This is a genomic window from Holdemania massiliensis AP2 (genome assembly GCF_000327285.1).
Lineage (GTDB): Bacteria > Bacillota_I > Bacilli_A > Erysipelotrichales > Erysipelotrichaceae > Holdemania > Holdemania massiliensis.
This window is the reverse complement of the sequence record NZ_HE998568.1, coordinates 372,461-390,507: the sequence shown is the minus strand read 5'-3', so window position 1 is coordinate 390,507 and position 18,047 is coordinate 372,461. Positions and strand designations below refer to the sequence as shown.

Annotated in this window: 16 protein-coding genes; 9 read left to right on the top strand and 7 right to left on the bottom strand. The window is 49.4% G+C overall.

Translation table 11 applies throughout. From position 1 onward, the window contains the following. A partial coding sequence (locus BN162_RS09650) for a ribonucleotide reductase N-terminal alpha domain-containing protein (RefSeq protein ID WP_020224883.1) occupies positions 1–772 on the bottom strand: 772 nt, incomplete at its 3' end. A gap of 26 nt (positions 773–798) precedes the next feature. Next, positions 799–1,323, bottom strand: a complete 525-nt coding sequence (locus BN162_RS09645) for an ATP:cob(I)alamin adenosyltransferase (protein WP_020224882.1) — start codon at positions 1,321–1,323, stop codon at positions 799–801. Between the two features lie 366 nt (positions 1,324–1,689). Here BN162_RS09645 and BN162_RS09640 point away from each other — a divergent pair, with 366 nt between their 5' ends. Next, entirely contained in the window at positions 1,690–3,687 is a 1,998-nt protein-coding gene (locus BN162_RS09640; protein WP_020224881.1) for a Clp protease N-terminal domain-containing protein, read from the top strand. A gap of 108 nt (positions 3,688–3,795) precedes the next feature. Next, positions 3,796–4,440 carry a 2-C-methyl-D-erythritol 4-phosphate cytidylyltransferase gene (gene ispD, locus BN162_RS09635; RefSeq protein ID WP_020224880.1) on the top strand — a complete coding sequence of 215 codons (645 nt, stop codon included), beginning with the start codon at positions 3,796–3,798 and terminating at the stop codon, positions 4,438–4,440. A gap of 290 nt (positions 4,441–4,730) precedes the next feature. On the opposite strand, the gene BN162_RS09630 is transcribed toward ispD, so the two are convergent. Continuing rightward, complete coding sequence (locus BN162_RS09630; RefSeq protein WP_020224879.1) at positions 4,731–5,483, bottom strand: GNAT family N-acetyltransferase; 753 nt, start codon at positions 5,481–5,483, stop codon at positions 4,731–4,733. Between the two features lie 174 nt (positions 5,484–5,657). Between BN162_RS09630 and BN162_RS09625 the strand changes: the two genes are divergently transcribed. Beyond that, complete coding sequence (locus tag BN162_RS09625; RefSeq protein WP_020224878.1) at positions 5,658–6,452, top strand: Nif3-like dinuclear metal center hexameric protein; 795 nt, start codon at positions 5,658–5,660, stop codon at positions 6,450–6,452. A gap of 186 nt (positions 6,453–6,638) precedes the next feature. On the opposite strand, the gene BN162_RS09620 is transcribed toward BN162_RS09625, so the two are convergent. The 3 genes from BN162_RS09620 to BN162_RS18615 are packed head-to-tail and all read right to left on the bottom strand — an operon-like array spanning position 6,639 to position 8,309. Then, on the bottom strand, positions 6,639–7,328 hold the full coding sequence (locus BN162_RS09620; protein ID WP_020224877.1) for a DUF2461 domain-containing protein: 690 nt from the start codon (positions 7,326–7,328) through the stop codon (positions 6,639–6,641). Further along, positions 7,316–8,140, bottom strand: a complete 825-nt coding sequence (locus tag BN162_RS09615; RefSeq protein WP_020224876.1) for an RNA polymerase sigma factor — start codon at positions 8,138–8,140, stop codon at positions 7,316–7,318. Before BN162_RS09615 ends, BN162_RS09620 begins: the two co-directional genes overlap by 13 nt. Then, positions 8,109–8,309: a hypothetical protein gene (locus tag BN162_RS18615; RefSeq protein ID WP_147612171.1), complete on the bottom strand. Its 201-nt coding sequence runs from the start codon at positions 8,307–8,309 to the stop codon at positions 8,109–8,111. The genes BN162_RS09615 and BN162_RS18615 overlap by 32 nt, the downstream gene beginning before the upstream one ends. 397 nt (positions 8,310–8,706) lie before the next feature. Here BN162_RS18615 and BN162_RS09610 point away from each other — a divergent pair, with 397 nt between their 5' ends. Further along, positions 8,707–10,023 (top strand): DEAD/DEAH box helicase, encoded by a 1,317-nt coding sequence (locus BN162_RS09610; RefSeq protein WP_020224875.1) that lies wholly within the window; start codon positions 8,707–8,709, stop codon positions 10,021–10,023. 158 nt (positions 10,024–10,181) lie between these two features. On the opposite strand, the gene BN162_RS09605 is transcribed toward BN162_RS09610, so the two are convergent. Beyond that, on the bottom strand, positions 10,182–11,963 hold the full coding sequence (locus tag BN162_RS09605) for a glycoside hydrolase family 35 protein (RefSeq protein ID WP_020224874.1): 1,782 nt from the start codon (positions 11,961–11,963) through the stop codon (positions 10,182–10,184). A 123-nt stretch (positions 11,964–12,086) separates the two neighbouring features. Between BN162_RS09605 and BN162_RS09600 the strand changes: the two genes are divergently transcribed. From BN162_RS09600 to prfB, 5 genes are all read left to right on the top strand, one after another. Continuing rightward, complete coding sequence (locus tag BN162_RS09600) at positions 12,087–13,235, top strand: helicase-related protein (protein ID WP_020224873.1); 1,149 nt, start codon at positions 12,087–12,089, stop codon at positions 13,233–13,235. Beyond that, the gene (locus tag BN162_RS09595) at positions 13,222–13,887 is read left to right on the top strand and encodes a ComF family protein (RefSeq protein ID WP_020224872.1); all 666 of its coding nucleotides are present in this window, start codon (positions 13,222–13,224) and stop codon (positions 13,885–13,887) included. The genes BN162_RS09600 and BN162_RS09595 overlap by 14 nt, the downstream gene beginning before the upstream one ends. Positions 13,888–14,251: 364 nt before the next feature. Further along, entirely contained in the window at positions 14,252–14,449 is a 198-nt protein-coding gene (locus BN162_RS09585; RefSeq protein WP_020224870.1) for a cold-shock protein, read from the top strand. A gap of 87 nt (positions 14,450–14,536) precedes the next feature. After that, on the top strand, positions 14,537–16,885 hold the full coding sequence (gene secA, locus BN162_RS09580) for a preprotein translocase subunit SecA (RefSeq protein WP_020224869.1): 2,349 nt from the start codon (positions 14,537–14,539) through the stop codon (positions 16,883–16,885). Positions 16,886–16,887: 2 nt separating this feature from the next. After that, positions 16,888–17,989 (top strand): peptide chain release factor 2 gene (gene prfB / locus BN162_RS09575; protein WP_147612170.1). Its coding sequence is split into 2 segments (ribosomal slippage): positions 16,888–16,959 and positions 16,961–17,989, totalling 1,101 coding nucleotides; the frame shifts between segments, so codons are not numbered across the junction. Positions 17,990–18,047: the final 58 nt, after the last annotated feature.

Below are 18,047 nucleotides of genomic sequence, written 5' to 3'. Positions count from 1 at the left end.
AACCGCCCTGTTCAACCAGGTTGGTCAGGTTGGCGATATCGTTCAGCCAGCTGACAGCACCGCTGCTGCGTCCCCCGACGCCCTTTGCCGGAGCATGCTTCGGACGCAAAGTGGACCCATTGGTGCCGACGCCGCCCCCGCGCGACATGATTTCCATGACTTCCTTGCGGTGTTCCGCAATGCCGCCGCGGGAATCCGCGACAAACGGCATAACGAAGCAGTTGAAATAGGTGACCTGAGTTCCGCTGCCGGCGCCGAATAAAACGCGTCCGGCCGGAATGACATTTAACTTTTTTAATTGATCGGTGAACAAATCGGCATATTTTTCCCGCTGAGCCTCGTTGTTCTCCGGCTCCGCCAGCGCTTTGCCGACACGGCGGGCAATCTGTTCATAGTAGATTTCCATCGGCTTGTCAATTTCGGAAAACGGCCGGCGGATTAAGCCGGTGACCGACTCCTGCTCGTCTTCCAGCGTACCGCGGAATTCCTCTTCGATCTCAATGGTGACGCTTTCGTTTTCCCAATCGATCGTCTTTACTGCCCCCACTCCCCGGGCTGGATACTTCGGGTCCTCTTTAATGACCGCCAGAACGATATCCCCAACCCCCAGCGTCTTTAATTCCCGGTCCTTTTGGGCATAACGGTCAAGCATGACCAGCCGTGATACGCCGGAATGAATCGTATGATCCTCCGGTTGGATTTCAGTTAAATACGGGAAAAAATCCCGAATATCCTGATTGAGTTTAGCGATCGTTTCCTTACGATATCCCATAATAGCATTGCTTCCTTTCCTCTATTTTACATGGCTGAATCCGCAGTGGAATTCGCTGATGAATTGGATTTTGAATCGACAGCCGCTTGAATCTGCAAAGCAAAGAAATAATCACTGATTCGATTCAGATAAATGCCCAGCTGCGGATTGGTTTTGCGGCTGTTCTGCAATCCCCACCAATGCCGTTCAGCCCGCCGGCTGACAGCTCTTAAACGGTTGAACAAGGCGCTGGAGGGACAGGCGAGAGGATAATGAAACCGAAACTCACTCCCATCCTTCAGCATCTCCTTCATTTCAAGCTCAAGCCGTTCAATGCGTTGGCAGAACCGGCCTTCTCCATACCCTGCCAGTTCCGCGCAGCCGGCGCTGAGATCTTGGACAAGAGCTTCCATAACCAGCCGATAGGCAGGCGTCAGACTGGCGAAAACAAGACAATCGGCGCTCAGTTCATCCAGATCACCCAACACTTCCAACAGCGGGTCGGCTTTGGAAATCCGTCCGCTTTGAATTTCAGTTGTTCCCTGATCTCCCGTTTTGGTTGTTACGATCATGACATCACCTCGCTTTTCCCTGCTTTCTGCAAGTCATTGCTTCCATTATAAAATGTTTTTGCCTGGATGTCATAAAGAAAGTGATTTGGAAACAATTTACATTTTTATGATAAAAATGCGAAGGTAATGTTACCGCCTTTATTTTTGTTTTCAGATAACGCATGTTTGAGAAAACAAGGTGCTGATTCAAGATCGGGCATAAGTTCTCCGGTTATCGGATAAACTGAAATGAAGCTTGTTGAAGCAGCCAGAGGTAAATCCTAAAATTGGAACAGACAGCTCCAGAGTAGTGGTTACGGCTCGGGGCAATACTATCACTGAACTTGGACTGGGAAGTTCAACGGTTTGGAAGGAGGAATCGCGAGGATGAAAACCAATTTTGATCCTCAGGCCCAAAAGGCGCTGCAGGCAGCCCGCACGGTAGCCCGGCAGATGAAAAATACCTTTATCGGGACGGAACATTTGTTGATCGGTATTCTGCAGACGGAAAACTCAGCATTGAAAAAGCTGCTGAATGATCGCGGAATTACCGCGGAACAGTTAAAAGAAGATATTCAGGTGCTGTTCGGATTTAATGAGGAGGAAACACGGCAGACGGAATACACGCAGACCGTCGAAGAAATCCTGGAGAAATGTTTGATTGAAGCGGCGCGGTCTACACCGCATGTGATCACGCTGAAAATGTTGACGCGGACATTGCTGGAAACCCCGAATAATGTGGCTTCTGAACTGCTGCGCCGGTATGATATGGATATTGCCCAATTAATCAGCGAACTGAATCAGCAGGATATTGAAAGTCTGAACTCGATTCGGGAGCTGCGCAATCTGAATCAGTGGATGACAAACCGGCCTTCCAATATCGTTGAACGCCAGGAACAGATGAAAGCCGTAATTCGGATTTTATGCCGCAAGGAAAAAGCGAATCCGCTGTTGTTAGGCGACCCGGGAGTAGGCAAAACGGCACTTGTTGAACAGCTGGCGAAAAGTATTCAGGATGGGGAAGTCCCGGATTGTTTGCGCGGCAGCGTGATCTTTGAACTCAGCGTCAACGGATTAGTGGCCGGGACAAAATACCGCGGTGAGTTTGAAGAAAAGATTCAGAAAATACTGGATGCCCTGAAGCAGTTTCCCCAGGTCATTCTTTTTATTGATGAAATTCATCAGATCATCGGTGCCGGTAAAGCTGAAGGTTCGATCGATGTTGCGGGCGTGCTTAAGCCGGTGCTGGCGCGGGGTGAAATCCGCTGCATCGGAGCAACGACCTATGACGAATACCTTAAGTTTATTGAGAAGGATCGGGCCTTGCAGCGGCGTTTCCAGCCCGTGATGATAGAAGAGCCGGATCTCGATTCCGCCCGGCGGATGATTGAAGCTAAAATTCCCGAATACGAGCAGCATCATCAGATTCAGTTTCCAATGGATCTCATTGAACCGCTGATGGAAAGCACGCAGTATTTCATGCCTTCACGCAAACTGCCGGACAAAGCGCTGGACGTTATTGATCTGGCCTGTGCCAGCGCGCGGATGGATCATCGCGATCAGGTCAGCCGGCAGGATATCGATCAGATTCTGCAGCAGTTAACGGATGTGCCGCTGCAGGATCGAAATCGCAAGGACCGTGTGATGCAGCGTCTGCGCAAGGAACTCGTCGGTCAGCAGACGATGCTGACGCAGATTGATCAGCAGCTGCAATGGATGGAACTGGGCGTTGTTGAAGACAAGCCGTTAGGCGTCTGGTTGCTTTGCGGAAAGCAGTTTTCCTTGAAGCAGCGATTAGCGAAAGTGCTGGCGCAGCTGTATTTTGGCCAGGATGACCGGCGGATTGAAGTGGATATGATGGATTATCAGGACAGTCAGGCGGGATATCGGTTTGTCCACGGAACCGATCAGCAGTATTCATTGTGGCTGGAAAAACTGCGGCGTTCCCCTTATTCGCTGTTATTGATTCGGAACCTGGATGCGGCTCGGGCAGAGTGTGAGGCGATTCTGCGCAAAGGCATCGAGCAGGGAATGATTGAAGAAGAAGCCGGACGCAAGGTCGATCTGCGGCATTGTCTGATTCTGCTGGACACCCAGCAGAGCCGCAGTCTGTCGGGACTCGGCTTTCAGGCCGCCGCTGTTCAAAGTGAGGGCGAGGGTTGGGAAACACTGGCTGATGCCGTTCTCGATTTTAAGACGCTGGGCAGTGCGGAAATGGAAGCTCTGGCCCGCCGGCGTTATCAGGAAATTACCCGCAAAATGCCGCAGCTGGCGCTGGAGCTGGGAGAAGATACGCCTTTTGATGTGGAAGGCGAAGATCCGGAAAAGATCGACCGGCAGATCCGTTCCTATTTAACACGGCATTTTAAAAAATCAGTTGGCTGAATGAGGTAAAAACAGTCCGGGAACTGTGAAAAACAGCGGCGCTGGTTGCCTGGCTTTACAGGGTGTGATAAAATAAACACTACTAAAAGGCGAAAAAGAGGGAAAAGGATGGAATATTCAGCGTTGATCGTGGCTGCCGGACAAGGCCGCCGGATGAATCTTGGCTACAACAAGGTGTTTTACACCTTTGCGGACGGCAAAAATGTATTGGAAAAAACAATGAGTATCTTTGAAGCAGACCCGCGCTGCCGTCAGATTGTCATCGTTACGCAGCGTGAGGATTATGTTCGCTGCATGCGCAATCGAACGCAGCGGGGAAATGTGGTTTTCGTGGAAGGCGGAGCGACCCGGCAGGAGAGTGTGTTCAACGGCCTGATGGCGGTGAGTGAGGATTATGTGCTGATCCATGACGGAGCGCGGCCGTTTCTTGAACAAGCTTGTCTGGACCGGCTTTGTCAATGTTTAAGCGAGCATGACGCTTGTCTTCTGACCGTACCGTGCAAGGATACGATCAAGGTCATTGAAGAGGGAAGAATTAAGGAAACGCCTAACCGCAGCCAGCTGGTTCAGGCGCAGACGCCGCAGGCTTTTAAAACGTCGCTGATTCTACGGGCATACCGCAAAGCGCGTCAGGAAAAGGTGCAGGCCACCGATGACGCTCAGGTTGTGGAACTGTTGACAGGCGAGGCGGTCTATGCCGTTTTGGGTTCTTATAAAAACATTAAGATTACAACGCAGGAAGATCTGCGCTGAAAGGACAGCTGCGCGCTGTCTTTTTTTGCCGCTGTCGGCTGCTCAAGGGGACAAAAGCGTATGCTGAGCGTGCTTCAATAAGTTATCCATGTCTGCAGTACGCATCCTAATCCGCTCAGGATAATTACCGGCTGAATTGGAAGTATCAAAGAATCGCGGATGATCTCCAACTTCGTTTGAATTGGGTTGTAAAAGTATGGAATTGTAATGATTAATATTGTATAGATGAAAACAAAAAAAAGACGCTGTTTATCAGCGCCCAAATGAAGAACGATATGAATAATGTCGATTCAGCCTTTCCTTAAGATCCGTTTTAAGGCGTCTAGGTTAAGCAGATTGACTGTTTCAAAATGCCCTTTATAGAAGCAGGCCCAGTTATTGAACACACAAGGAAGGGACTTCGCTTTTTCCAGAGAGTCAATGGGATTGAGCGATAGCGGAATGGCGTCGGCCGCACATTCTTTCCGTATAGTTTCTATATATTGATTAATAAACGGACATTGATCATCATAAAAAAGTGTTAATTCCTGATTTTCAATTCGCATCTGTTTCACGTTTTGAGCGAACCTCGGCAAGGTATTATCAAAAGACAAGGCCAACAGATCGTAACCATTCTCTGTTTGATCAACAACCCTAAAATTAAACTTCTTCGCGAAGGCTTGGTCAGAAAGCCAGGCTTTTTGTTTGCGGGAGCCAAGCATGCAGACACCAGATTTGCCTTGCCTTTCAGCGTCTGCCAGACAGGATTCCAGCAGTGCCTGCCCGATACCCTGACCTTTATAAGATCCAGACACCCATAGACAGTATAGATAGAGATAATTCTCACCAAGAATTGGAACCCAAGCCGTTTCCAATGGCGCATATTCGATGAAAACCGCTTCCTTCACATTCAGTTTCCGAAATATATGACCTTCAGGAATCCGCTCAGCCAGCCATCGGCGTTTCGCTTCTACACCTGGATGCGGTTTTTTGCTGCGGATGATGCAGCTGAGATGTTCTGTTTCCAGATTATCCAAAGTTAAAGTTACAAAATCCAAATTCATATTGAAACCTCTTTTTCTGTTGCCGCCTAGATATATTATACATGAAATGACTCAAAAAACTTGATCTGAACAGACTTTGTGCATAAAGTGGCTGAGAAAGCCGATCAGGGAATTAAATATCATAGGATATCTGCCGTTGTTCGGTTTATAATGGAATAAATAGGAGGTTTGTTTATGCAAATACAGACGATTTTAGATCATCTCCAACAACATACGCCCTGGGTGGACTATCGCAAAACCCGGGATATCGTTCTGATCGGCGAAACACAGACGGAGATCACTCAGGCTGCAGTTTGCTGGGTTGCAACAAAAAAGGTGATTGAGGAATGTATTAAGCGGGATATTCATTTTATCATCTCTCATGAAAATTGCTTCTATCTGGAAACAACGGCTCCATATCAATCCATGAAAGAGCTTCGGGATGAAAAAATCAAACTTTGCCGTGATCATCAGATTACAATTTATCGCTGCCATGATGGCTGGGATCGCTTTCCTGAATATGGTGTTGCGGATTGCCTTGCCCAAATTACCGGAATTCCGTTTAATCCTCGGCCAACCGACTCCTTTTATCATTACGCCTGTCTTCGGCATAAAACCGTGTTGGAATTAGCTGAGAAATTAGCGGAGGCGTTAGCCCCGCATGGCTGCAGCGGCGTTGAAATTTTGGGAAATCCTGAACAGTCAGTGACTAAATTAGGCGTTGGAGTCGGGGCTGAAATGGATTCTCAGATCATGCGGATGGAAAATGTGGACTGCATGATTCTTTCGGATGACAGCTGCACCAACTGGATTGACCTGCAATGGTGTTTGGACGCCCAGATTCCTTGTATCCTCTGCCATCATTCCACAAATGAGATGGAAGGAATGCTCGGATTGGTAAAGTATTTAAGTCAGATTTTTCCGGAATGCTCATTTGTCAAAGCAGATGAAGGTTTTCAATTTACATTCGTTCCAGCAAGAAGAAAATAACAGCGGATAGGATTCGATTTTAATGTTTGGTCGTCAGCGGTTAAGTCATCATGGTCTTTTGGCTTTCTTAGTGAGGCATCATGAATCGAGCTAAGCGGATCTTAAAAAAGGCAGATTGCGAGGGAGAAATCAGATCTGCAAATTGTGAAAAAAAACGAAGTCTGTCGGCTTCGTTTTCAATATAAATTAACGCTGGGGCATGGTAAAATCAGCCAAGGCTTTGTTTAAGAAATCATTGAAAGGCTGCATGCTTTTTGCGAGTGCGATCATGTGTTCGATCAGCGCCGCATTCGATTCGCCGAGCTCAACGGTCTGCTCCAGGTACCAGGACTTCATTTTTAAGTAATCCGCTAACGGATGATCAGCTGGAAACGGCTTTGGCACGCGCTTTAAACTCTCGCCCCGAATCGGCAGACAGACAGCGAATTCCTGATTGTGAATGAGTCTGTCAAATTCATCGGCCTGATCCAGGATCGCCTGTCTGACCAAAGCTGTGGCTTCGCTGAACATGGAGGCAAATAATCCGCCTCCGACTAGCAGTGTTTCAGCAGTCAGGCAGAGAAACAGATCGCAGGGAATGGGCTGCGGACCGCTGGGGGATAAATGAATCCGGAAGAGCGGGCTGTAAGGCGATTTATCTTTTGAGAAACGAGTATCCCGGTTCAGCCGGCTGATGCGGCGGGCAATATCAATATCCAAACGACGCGGATCCTCCTGAGCTAAAACGTCGTTGACTGCCTGGGCCAGCTTTTCAAACTGCCGCCGGGCCTGTTTGTATTCAGCTTGGTGAGCATGCATCCAGTCTAAATTGTTGTTGCGGGCAAGGTCGCTGAGAAACTGTTGAGTGAAAGCCAGATCCATATCTAATTCTGACATACTTTTTCCATCCAGACGGAAGAAACCACTTCCTGTAAATGGCGCTGCTTTTCTTCCGGCAGCAGGCAGGCTTCCATTTGATCGAAAATCGTCATGTGGTCTTCAATTTTTTCCATTGCTTCTAAGTGTTGATGCAGGACCTGCGGATCAGCGGAAGGCAGTTTGGAATATTCTAAATTTTCCGGATCCAGCCGCTGGGTTCCGATCGCAAAGTCAATACGGCAGGTACAGCGGCAGCCTCCGGATGCCAGATAACAATATTGCGACATGAAGTCTGCCATCTTCCGTCTGGCACGGGATAAGCGCTGCCGGTAATTTTCCGGCGTCAGACCGAGAATTTCAGCAGCCTGCCGGCTGTCGGCTTTAAACATCGTTCCCAAGATGAAGATACAGCGATCCTGCGGTTTCAGACACTGAAGCATCACGTTTGTGCAGGAAAGCTTCAGCTCTCTGGCTAAAATTACTCTATCCTCGCGCTGCGATTCCTGCTGATAAGCCTGAATATCCTGGGCATAAGCCTCAAAACTGAGCGGATGCTGAGCGAACATCGACCGTTTTTCATCAATCAGACGATTGACGGCGACGCGGTAAACCCAGGTTGTCAACGCGCTCTCGCCGCGGAAAGCCGGCAGCTTTTCCAATACGAGAAGCAGAATTTCCTGTGTGGCATCTTCGGCATCCGCGATGTTTCCTAGCATCCGCAGCGCCAAATTAAATATGGAAGTCTGCAGCTGTGCAATCAGTTCATTGACGGCCTGCGGCTGATGATCCAGCACCTTTTCAATTAAAGCTTCGGAAATTTGTTTGTCCATCTGAATTTCTCCTTTCAATAATTAGACGGAAGGCAGAGAAGTTTGTGACATTTTTTTGGATATTAATTTGCGGAATTAATAAAAACTTACATTCCTGGGAACACAATACAAAAAGCTGCCCTTGATCTTCATCGTAGAAGCGCAGAAGTGAGTCTTGTTTTTTCTGCATAGACCTGCTCCGATTGATCTGCCAGAGAAGGGAACCAGCAGCGTTCATTGTTTCTATTATAGCGCGGCTGTGGACAAAGCTCCACTTGGAAGTTTCCGGGAAATCGGGATAAAACGAAAACGTCAATTCGATTTCTCCGCAGGACCGTGCTGAAATACAGATTTAACATCGACGCTGGAAATGAAGAACATGAAACTCAGCGCGCCTTGTGTTTTCAGACCCGGTCGGTTTCTGGAATTGACGATTAAGCAGGTATTTGTGCTTTTTTCTGGTAAAATCGGACAACTTGAGCTATACTAATAACCAGAGGTTCCATTTCTTGATGCATAATCTGGTTATGACATCCTGACAGTGCGTTTCGGCACTGTTTTTGAATTCGGAATAGAAAGAGTAAAAAATGAAATTTGAAGAATTATCAATCAACCCCGGCATTTTAAGAAATTGCCGTAAAATGGGATATACAACCCCAACTAAAATTCAGCAGAAAGCGATCCCGCCTGTTTTGGAGGGACGTGATTTATTAGGTTTGGCGCAGACCGGAACCGGGAAGACGGCAGCTTTTGCGCTGCCGATTCTGGATCGTTTAGCCAAGGCGCCCGTGAAGGGCAAACGGCCGGTACGGGCTTTGGTTTTAACGCCGACGCGCGAGCTAGCGATTCAGATCGTTGACAATTTCCATCGTTATGGGGAAAGTCTGCCGTTAAAAACAACGGTGATTTTCGGCGGAGTGAAGCAGGGCGCTCAGGTTGAACAGCTGAAAAGAGGCACGGACGTCCTCATTGCAACGCCGGGCCGGCTATTGGATCTGGTCGGGCAGGGATTATTGGATTTGGGACAGGTTGAAATCTTTGTTTTGGATGAAGCTGATCGAATGCTCGATATGGGTTTTATTCATGACGTAAAGAAGATCAGCGCTTTGCTGGTCAACAAACAACAGACCTTGTTATTCTCAGCCACAATGCCGAAGGAAATTTCGGGACTGGCCGCTTCTTTATTAAAAAATCCCGTTCGCGTGGAAGCAACGCCAGTATCCACACCGATTGAAAAGATCGAGCAGGCGGTGTATTTTGTCGAGAAAAAGGATAAAAGCGCATTGTTAATGGAATTATTAAAAGATAAGTCCGTGACTTCAGCATTGGTTTTTACCCGTACCAAGCATGAAGCGGATAAAGTTGTCCGGGTCTTAAATAAAGGTCATGTGAAGGCGATGGCGATTCATGGCAACAAATCGCAGAATGCCCGCCAAAATGCTTTGGCAGCCTTTAAGAATCATCAGATCCGGGTTTTGGTGGCAACGGATATTGCAGCCCGCGGAATTGATATTGAACGCTTATCACATGTTGTTAATTTCAACATTCCCAATATCAGCGAAACGTATGTCCATCGTATTGGAAGAACGGCGCGGGCGGGAGAATCCGGCGTTGCGATTTCCTTTTGCCAGACCGACGAGCGGCCCTATCTCAAGGACATTGAAAAATTGATTCGGTATACAATACCGGTCAGAAAAGCACCGAAAATCAATCAGGAATCCGTTATGACGCTGGCCGAGCTGGAAGCTAGAAATAAATCTGAGACAAAATCGGAAGCGAAAAGACCGGAATCCTCAAAGGCAGTACGTACGCAGACCCGGAATGAACAAAAGCCAGCTGCTTCCCAACGCTCTGCACGCCGGCGTTTCGCAGGCCAGGGCAAGTCTGAAACTGCGCATCAGTAAAGTCTAGGAAAATTGTTAAAAAGTAATTTGATAAGGAAAGCATTGCTTAGCGGCATGCTTTTTTGTTTTGCGGACTGTCAAGAAAAATATCCGAGCTATCTTTAAAATTAAAGATTCTCGGATAGTTTAGGTTAAAACTATTTTCTCAGAATAAAATTCTAATCGTTTGTATCCGGCTGATCAATGAGCGGATGATCGTCCAGCGACACAGATCCTGAGCGGCCTTCGGTTTCAAATAAGATCACTGTATTTTTTCCCTTTTTAAATAAAGGGGCAGGGATGTAAAGATAATGTGTCGGTCCGATATCCCAGAAGCGGCCGAGGTTTTCGCTATTGATAAAGGCGCAGCCTTTGCCCCAGCCCTTCAGATTCAAAAACATGTCCGCGGGTTCGTCGAGCTCAAAAGCATATTCATAGAAGGCCGGGACGCCGGATTGATAGTCCTGTGTAAAATCGACCTGTTCCACATTGTTCAGCTCCAGACAATACTGCTGCCAGCCGGTATGGAAATGCAGATCAAGCATAAAGCCGCCCTTGATGCCCTTGCGCTGATGCGGGGAAACCAGACTGGCGCCGTAATTGATGCGTCCGAGGTTCTCTACTAGAATATCAATGACGTTATCGGAAGGATGATCCAGCGTCAACGGAATATTGCTGCCCATCGTTTCCTTGTATTGCGTGGCGATCAGCTTCTGATTGACAAAAATCTGGGCGCGGTCATCACAATCCGCGAGCTTCGCTTTGGCCAGCTCGCGGGCTTTGCCGACATGGGCCCGGTACAGAATATAGCCATAACCCTGCCCCAGTTTTTCCATTGGCTGAGGAATATCCGTTGTGATCGGCTGAGTTAATGAGGAAAGCGTATTAAACAAAGATACCCGATTCGTACAGGTCAATTCACCAATTCCTTGAAACTGAATCGGCGTAGACAGCGGCACCGGTGTGAACGCATGGAACTTGGCGATCACTTCGCGGAAGGCCGCATATTTGTCTGCTTCTGTGCCCCATTCTGTTAACGGCGCGGCGTAGTCGTAAGAAGTGATCTGCGGATCCATCCCGTTATGGTAGCTGCAGCCATTATAAAATTCAGGATTGGTGCCGCCATGGAACATATAAATGTTGACGCTGCCCTGCTTCAGCATCGCTTCCAGTTCGCCGGCGGCTTCATGGGCGTCGCGGGTTTTCAACGGTGAACCCCAGTTGTTGAACCAGCCGATCCAAAATTCCATGCACATCAAAGGGCCTTGAATCTGATTGTCATGCATGAACTGACGCAGCGCTCCGATTTGTTCATCAGTGCGGGAGCCGAAATTAGCGGTCGGCAGCACGCCTTCATGAAGCAAGGTACCGGCGTCCAGCACCTCGCGCCAGCCCCCGTCCGAGGTAAACATCGGAACATCGCAGCCGTGCTTTTCCATCAAACGCTTGACCGCTTTTAAATAATTCTTATCGTTGCCGAAGGAGCCATATTCATTTTCAATTTGGCACATCAGCACCGGACCGCCATGCGTGAAAAACAACGGCCGGATGACCTGGAATAATTCCGCGTAGTAAGCATCGACCGCATCCAGATACGGCTGATACGTTGAGCGCACCCGCATGGATTCATCCGCTAACAACCAGGCAGGCAAGCCGCCGAATTCCCATTCGGCGCAGATATAAGGGGTTGGACGCAAAATGACCCATAAGCCCAGTGCCTGAGCCAATCGGACAAACCGGGCGACGTCTTTACGTCCGGTAAAATCAAACTGTCCCTTCTTTGGTTCATGGTAGTTCCATGGAATATAGGTTTCAACGCAGTTGCAGCCCATGTTTTTCAGCTTTTCCAAGCGATCCTGCCAGTATTCCGGAACGATTCGGAAGTAATGCAGCGCTCCGCTGATCAGCTTAACCGGCTGGCCGTCAAGGATAAAATCATCCTGAATCGTAAACGTAGTCATGATCTGTTCCTCCTCTTACTCTTTCTTTCATTGTAGAAAAGAAATGGGAAAAAATAAAGAAATTCTTATTTTTTGCGGGGCTTTTTCCAATTTTCCGCAATATTATAAGTGGGAGGTGAAAAGATGCGATGCCCGCGATGCTTCAATGAAGATCCAAGCTGGTTTTATCTTGGCAGCAAAGGATGGTACTGCCGCCGCTGCATCGGTTTTTCCCGGATGCTGGTGTGCGAAACGGCTGAGCTTCCTGAGCCTGAACCCAAGGAACCGTTGGATCCGCATCTGCGGCTGGATTATCCGCTGACCGCGGCGCAGCAGCGAATCTCGGATCAGCTTTGCGAATTATCCGAAACTCAGGATGTTTTGGTTGACGCGGTGTGCGGAGCAGGAAAAACGGAAATTGTGATGGCATGTCTGCAGCGGAGGCTTCAGCGCGGGCAACAGGTCGCTGTGGCGGTGGCCCGGCGGCAGGTCGTGCTGGAACTGGCGAAACGGCTGGCGGCGGCTTTCCCGGATTTATCGGTTATTCCGGTCTGTCAGGGCTATACGCAAAAAACGGAAGCGGATCTGATTGTCTGCACGACCCATCAGCTGTACCGCTATCCCCGGCGGTTTGATCTGTTGGTGCTGGATGAGCCGGATGCCTTTCCCTATAAAGGCGATCCGGTGCTGCATGGGATTGCCCGCGTCAGCTGCCGCGGTCAGATCGTCTACACGACGGCGACTCCGGATGCTGAGCTGCAGGCCCGAATCCGGGTTGGGACATTAGCGCAGCTTAAGCTCAACCGCCGTCCGCATGGCTATGATCTGCCCGTGCCGCACGTTGTGATCGGACCTGGGATCTGGCTTCTGATTCAGCTGTACCGCTGGCTGAAAAGCAAGCAGAAAGCCGGCAAGCAAGCTTTGATTTTTGTGCCCACGATTCAGGAATGCTATCGTTTAAAAGCTTTGTTTTCGCTGCGTTTTGCGTGCGGGGCACTGACCAGTAAATCTGAGGATCAGGATGAAACGCTGCGGAAGCTGCGAGCAAAGGAACTGCCGTTTTGCTTCGCGACGACGGTGCTGGAAAGAGGCGTGACGATCAGCGGGGTTGATGTGTGCGTCATGTTGGCGGATCACAGTGTTTTTGACGAAGCCTCATTAATACAGATGATCGGACGGGTCGGCCGCAGTTTTGCCTGCCCGCAGGGAGACGGGTTGTTTTTATGCCGGCAGCGCAGCGCCGCTGTTGAACGCTGTGTGAAGCGGCTGAAGGAAGCCAATGCCGCCGGCTGAACGGTGTCTGTGGTGCGGCGGCCCGCTGCTCAACGGCCGCACGATCAGCGAATTGTTGTTTGTTGACGATGAATTGTGCGGGAAATGCCGCGGTCTGCTGACGCCGATTGCGGGTCAGGTTAAGCTGGGCGATTTGTCGGTTCAGGGCTTATATGTCTATGACGAGGCCTTTATGAAAATGCTTGTGCAGTATAAGGAATGCATGGATGAAGCGCTGCAGAATATTTTCTTAAAACCGCGGCAGGATTCGCTGCGCCGGCGTTACCGCCGGGCCGCGCTGATCCCAATGCCCTCCTCCCGCGCTAAACGGGAGAAACGCGGTTTTGATACGATCCCGCAGCTGTTCTTTGGTTTGCGGCTGCCGGTTGTTCCGTTATTGGAAAAAACAGACGACTATGAGCAGCAGGGCAATGCTAAGCAGCGTCAAAGCGCCGCCAGCCATATCCGCTTGATTCCAGGGGTTTCTATTCCTTCGGGCCCGCTGGTTCTGATCGACGATGTGCTCACGACCGGCAGCACGCTTAGGGCTGCGCAGGCGCTGCTGCCCCAAGCCCATGAAGCCTTGGTTCTGGCTGTTAATCAACGTTTTCTGCCGCCTGATCCGCGCCCGCCCTTCTCTTTTCAACGAAATAAGCGGGGATTCCCCCACTGACATGAAGTCAAATCGATCTGGAAACGAGATCAAAGGCAGCAAGACTGCCGTGTCATGATGAGCGATCTAGGACTCATCATGGGGGTTGAAATAAAAAAGCTCGAAATAAGGCGAAGGAAAAGATTTGAGTTTGCGCTCATTCCTCTCTATACTCAAAGTAGACGGGAAAGGAGGAATTCCGGCTGCAGGAGGCAACAAAAGTCCGCGGCATCGCTTAAGGATTCTTCGCTATCAGCAGACAAAGGGATGCAGCGGAACAATGAATTTCAGGATTAAGGAACACATTTCAGTTCTGATCCAATCAGCAAAACAGCGTGATTCAGCGCTGCAGAGAAAAAGAAGAAAGGGTTAGGTTTAGAAGCAGATGCAAGGTAAAGTAAAGATGTTTAATAAGGAAAAGGGCTATGGTTTTATTAAGCTTAATGATGGCCGCGATGTCTTTTTCCATTATTCTCAGCTGGTCATGGACGGCTTCAAGACGATCGAAGAAAACGCCGAGGTGGAATTCGATCTGATCGAGGGCGACCGGGGTTACCAGGCCCACAACGTCAAAAAACTGTAAAACAGCGATCAAAGGCCGGGTTTGACGGCCTTTTTCTTTGTGTTTTTCGCTCAATTACGATACAATAGGAACGATGGAGGGACCACAATGGCAACTTTTTTGGATAAACTTTTTAATTACGATAAAAAACGGCTGAAAGAAGTCGAGAAACGCGCTCATGAAGTCGATGCGCTGGCATCGCAGATGGCGGGTCTGAGCGATGAGGAACTAAAAGCAAAAACACCGCAGTTTCAGCAGCGGTTAAAGAACGGCGAAACGCTGGATGACTTGCTTCCGGAAGCCTTCGCGGTTGTCCGCGAAGCGGCTAAGCGAGTGATCGGCGAATATCCGTATCTTGTTCAGCTGATGGGCGGCATCGTTCTGCATGGCGGCGATATCGCGGAAATGAAAACCGGTGAAGGTAAAACCCTGACCTCGGTTTTGCCGGTCTATTTAAATGCCTTGGATGGCCGGGGAGTGCATGTCGTCACCGTCAATGAATACCTGGCCGGCCGCGACGCTGAATGGATGGGACAGATTCACCGCTTCCTGGGCTTGACTGTCGGCTTAAATCTGCGTCAGCTGACCCCGGCTCAGAAACGGGCTGCTTACAACTGCGATATTACCTATACGACCAATGCGGAAGTCGGATTTGATTATCTGCGCGACAACATGGTGACGCGTGTTGAGGATCGTGTTCTGCGGCCTCTGAATTTTGCGTTGGTCGATGAAGTCGACTCCATCCTGATCGATGAATCGCGGACCCCGCTGATTATTTCCGGCGGTCAGAAACAGACGGCCAACCTGTATATTCAGGCGGATCGTTTTGTGAAATCACTGAAAATGGACGAAGACTATGAGATCGACGTCAAAAGCAAAACCGTGCAGCTGACGGATTCCGGCGTTACCAAAGCGGAAAAGGCGTTCCGGGTAAAAAACCTGTACGAGCTTGATCATACGCAGCTGGTGCACCATATTTCCCAGGCCTTAAAGGCCAACTACATCATGATGAAGGATGTGGAATATGTCGTGGATAACGATGAGATCGTCATCGTTGACCAGTTCACCGGCCGTTTGATGAAGGGCCGTGCTTATTCCGATGGTCTGCATCAGGCGATTGAAGCCAAGGAAGGCGTATCCATCAAACAGGAAACGACAACGCTGGCCACGATCACCTATCAGAATTTCTTCCGCCTATACAACAAGCTGGCCGGCATGACCGGTACGGCAAAGACGGAAGAAGAAGAATTCTTAAGCATTTACAACATGCGCGTCATGGAAATTCCGACCAATCGGCCGGTTGCCCGTATTGACTATCCGGATGCCATCTTCGGCACCAAGAAGGCTAAATTTGAAGCTCTGGTCAACGAGGTCAAGGAATGTCATGAAAAAGGCCAGCCGGTTCTAGTCGGCACCATCGCTGTGGAAACCAGTGAATTCATTGCGAAGATGTTAAAAGAACGCAAGATTCCGCATGAAGTCCTGAATGCGAAAAACCATGCCAGAGAAGCGGAAATCATCAAAAAGGCAGGTCAGAAGGGTTCGGTAACGATTGCGACCAACATGGCCGGCCGTGGTACCGATATCAAGCTGGGCGAAGGGGTCCGGGAACTTGGCGGTCTGGCGGTCATCGGTTCAGAACGGCATGAATCCCGCCGTATTGATAACCAGCTGCGCGGTCGTTCCGGCCGTCAGGGAGATCCGGGCTATTCCCGTTTCTATGTCTCGGTCCAGGATGATCTGATGGTGCGGTTCGGCTCGGAAAAGATGGAAAGCCTGTTCTCTCAGCTGGGCGATGTTCCGATTGAATCCAAGGTCGTGACCAAGTCGATCGGCAGCGCGCAGAAGCGCGTGGAAGGCGTGAACTTCGACGTACGTAAAACCTTGCTGGAATATGATGATGTTCTGCGGCAGCAGCGTGAAATTATCTATGAACAGCGCAACTTCATTCTTGATCATGACGATGTCCACAGCATCGTGAAGGATATGTTTGACCGCGTTGTCAGCAATCTGGTTGCTGCCCATACGGAACACGATGGGAAGGAAGAACATGTCAATACCGCGGAACTGCTGGAATCGTTAGGCAAGATGGGCTTCCATGAAAGTCTGACGGAAACGGATCTGGAAGGCAAGAGTATTCCGGAGATCAGCGAGCTGTGCTGCAAAGCGGCTTGGGATGTCTATGAAGGCAAGATTGAACCGATCAAGGTGCATGTCCTGCCGATAGAAAAGACGATGGTGTTAAAAGTTATCGACCGCAACTGGGTGGATCATATCGATACCATGAGCAAGCTGCGCGACGGTATTCATCTGCGATCCTATGCCCAGTCCAACCCGCTGCAGGCGTATGTTTCCGAAGGCTATCAGCTGTTTGAAGACATGATGGCACGAATTGCGCAGGAAGTTGTCACTTTCTGCCTGAATGTAAGAATTGTAATAGAGGAGCGTAAGAAATAACGATGGAACTGTATGAGATTCGACAAGGCCTAACCGCTTCGGTAACGAAGTTAAAGCAGTTAGGCGACTCTCTTTGACTTAGCTGCAAAGCAAAAACAAATTGAAGAACTGGAAGCGAAGATGAACGAAGAACATTTCTGGGACGATCCGAAAGCGGCTCAGAATGTCATTCGCCAATGCAACGGCATGAAAGAGTTGGAAGCTAAATATCATCAGATGGAACAGGCTTTAGCCTCATTGCAGGAAACCGTGGATGAGCTGAACCAGAATTTTGATGAGGAACTGAAAGAGCTGCTGGATATGGAATATCAGGATACGCTCAGTCAGTTTGAAGAGTTTGAAGTCATGGTGCTGCTTTCGCATCCTTATGACAAAAACAACGCGATTCTGGAGCTGCATCCGGGAGCCGGCGGCACGGAAAGTCAGGACTGGGCAAGCATGCTTTATCGGATGTATTGCCGCTGGGCTGAACGGAAGGGCTATAAGGTTACCTTGCTGGACTATCAGGAAGGCGAAGAAGCCGGGATTAAATCGGCGAGCATTCTGATCGAGGGCGATATGGCCTACGGTTATCTGAAAGCGGAAAAGGGCGTGCACCGGCTGGTGCGGATTTCTCCGTTTGATTCCTCCGGCCGTCGGCACACCTCGTTTGCTTCCCTGGACGTGATGCCGCAGTTCGCGGATGAAATTGAAATTACGATTGATGAAAAAGATCTGGACGTCGTAACGATGCGGGCCAGCGGAGCCGGCGGACAGCATATCAACAAGACCGACAGCGCTGTGCGCATGACGCACAAGCCGACCGGCATTGTGGTATCCTGCCAGACTGAGCGCAGTCAGATTCAGAACCGGGAACGCTGCATGAACATGCTGAAATCCAAGCTGTATCAGCGGATGATCGAGGAACAGGAAGCCAAGCTGGCAGCGATCCGCGGCGAACAGAAAAACATTGAATGGGGATCGCAGATCCGTTCGTATGTCTTCTGTCCGTATACCATGGTCAAGGATCATCGTACCGGCTATGAAATGGGTAGTGTTCAGAATGTCATGGATGGCGATCTGGACGGGTTCATCTTCAGCTATCTCAAAAGTCAGATTCAGTAAATTAAAAAGGTGTTTCCAAGCGAAGCACCTTTTTGATTTGAAGCATTGCCCGTTCTAG

Bases quoted from the DNA above. Each gene is read 5' to 3' on its own strand.
- BN162_RS09645 (WP_020224882.1), bottom strand. From the start codon at position 1,323: ATGATCGTAACAACCAAAACGGGAGATCAGGGAACAACTGAAATTCAA.
- BN162_RS09640 (WP_020224881.1), top strand. From the start codon at position 1,690: ATGAAAACCAATTTTGATCCTCAGGCCCAAAAGGCGCTGCAGGCAGCC.
- ispD (WP_020224880.1), top strand. From the start codon at position 3,796: ATGGAATATTCAGCGTTGATCGTGGCTGCCGGACAAGGCCGCCGGATG.
- BN162_RS09630 (WP_020224879.1), bottom strand. From the start codon at position 5,483: ATGAATTTGGATTTTGTAACTTTAACTTTGGATAATCTGGAAACAGAA.
- BN162_RS09625 (WP_020224878.1), top strand. From the start codon at position 5,658: ATGCAAATACAGACGATTTTAGATCATCTCCAACAACATACGCCCTGG.
- BN162_RS09620 (WP_020224877.1), bottom strand. From the start codon at position 7,328: ATGTCAGAATTAGATATGGATCTGGCTTTCACTCAACAGTTTCTCAGC.
- BN162_RS09615 (WP_020224876.1), bottom strand. From the start codon at position 8,140: ATGGACAAACAAATTTCCGAAGCTTTAATTGAAAAGGTGCTGGATCAT.
- BN162_RS18615 (WP_147612171.1), bottom strand. From the start codon at position 8,309: ATGCAGAAAAAACAAGACTCACTTCTGCGCTTCTACGATGAAGATCAA.
- BN162_RS09610 (WP_020224875.1), top strand. From the start codon at position 8,707: ATGAAATTTGAAGAATTATCAATCAACCCCGGCATTTTAAGAAATTGC.
- BN162_RS09605 (WP_020224874.1), bottom strand. From the start codon at position 11,963: ATGACTACGTTTACGATTCAGGATGATTTTATCCTTGACGGCCAGCCG.
- BN162_RS09600 (WP_020224873.1), top strand. From the start codon at position 12,087: ATGCGATGCCCGCGATGCTTCAATGAAGATCCAAGCTGGTTTTATCTT.
- BN162_RS09595 (WP_020224872.1), top strand. From the start codon at position 13,222: ATGCCGCCGGCTGAACGGTGTCTGTGGTGCGGCGGCCCGCTGCTCAAC.
- BN162_RS09585 (WP_020224870.1), top strand. From the start codon at position 14,252: ATGCAAGGTAAAGTAAAGATGTTTAATAAGGAAAAGGGCTATGGTTTT.
- secA (WP_020224869.1), top strand. From the start codon at position 14,537: ATGGCAACTTTTTTGGATAAACTTTTTAATTACGATAAAAAACGGCTG.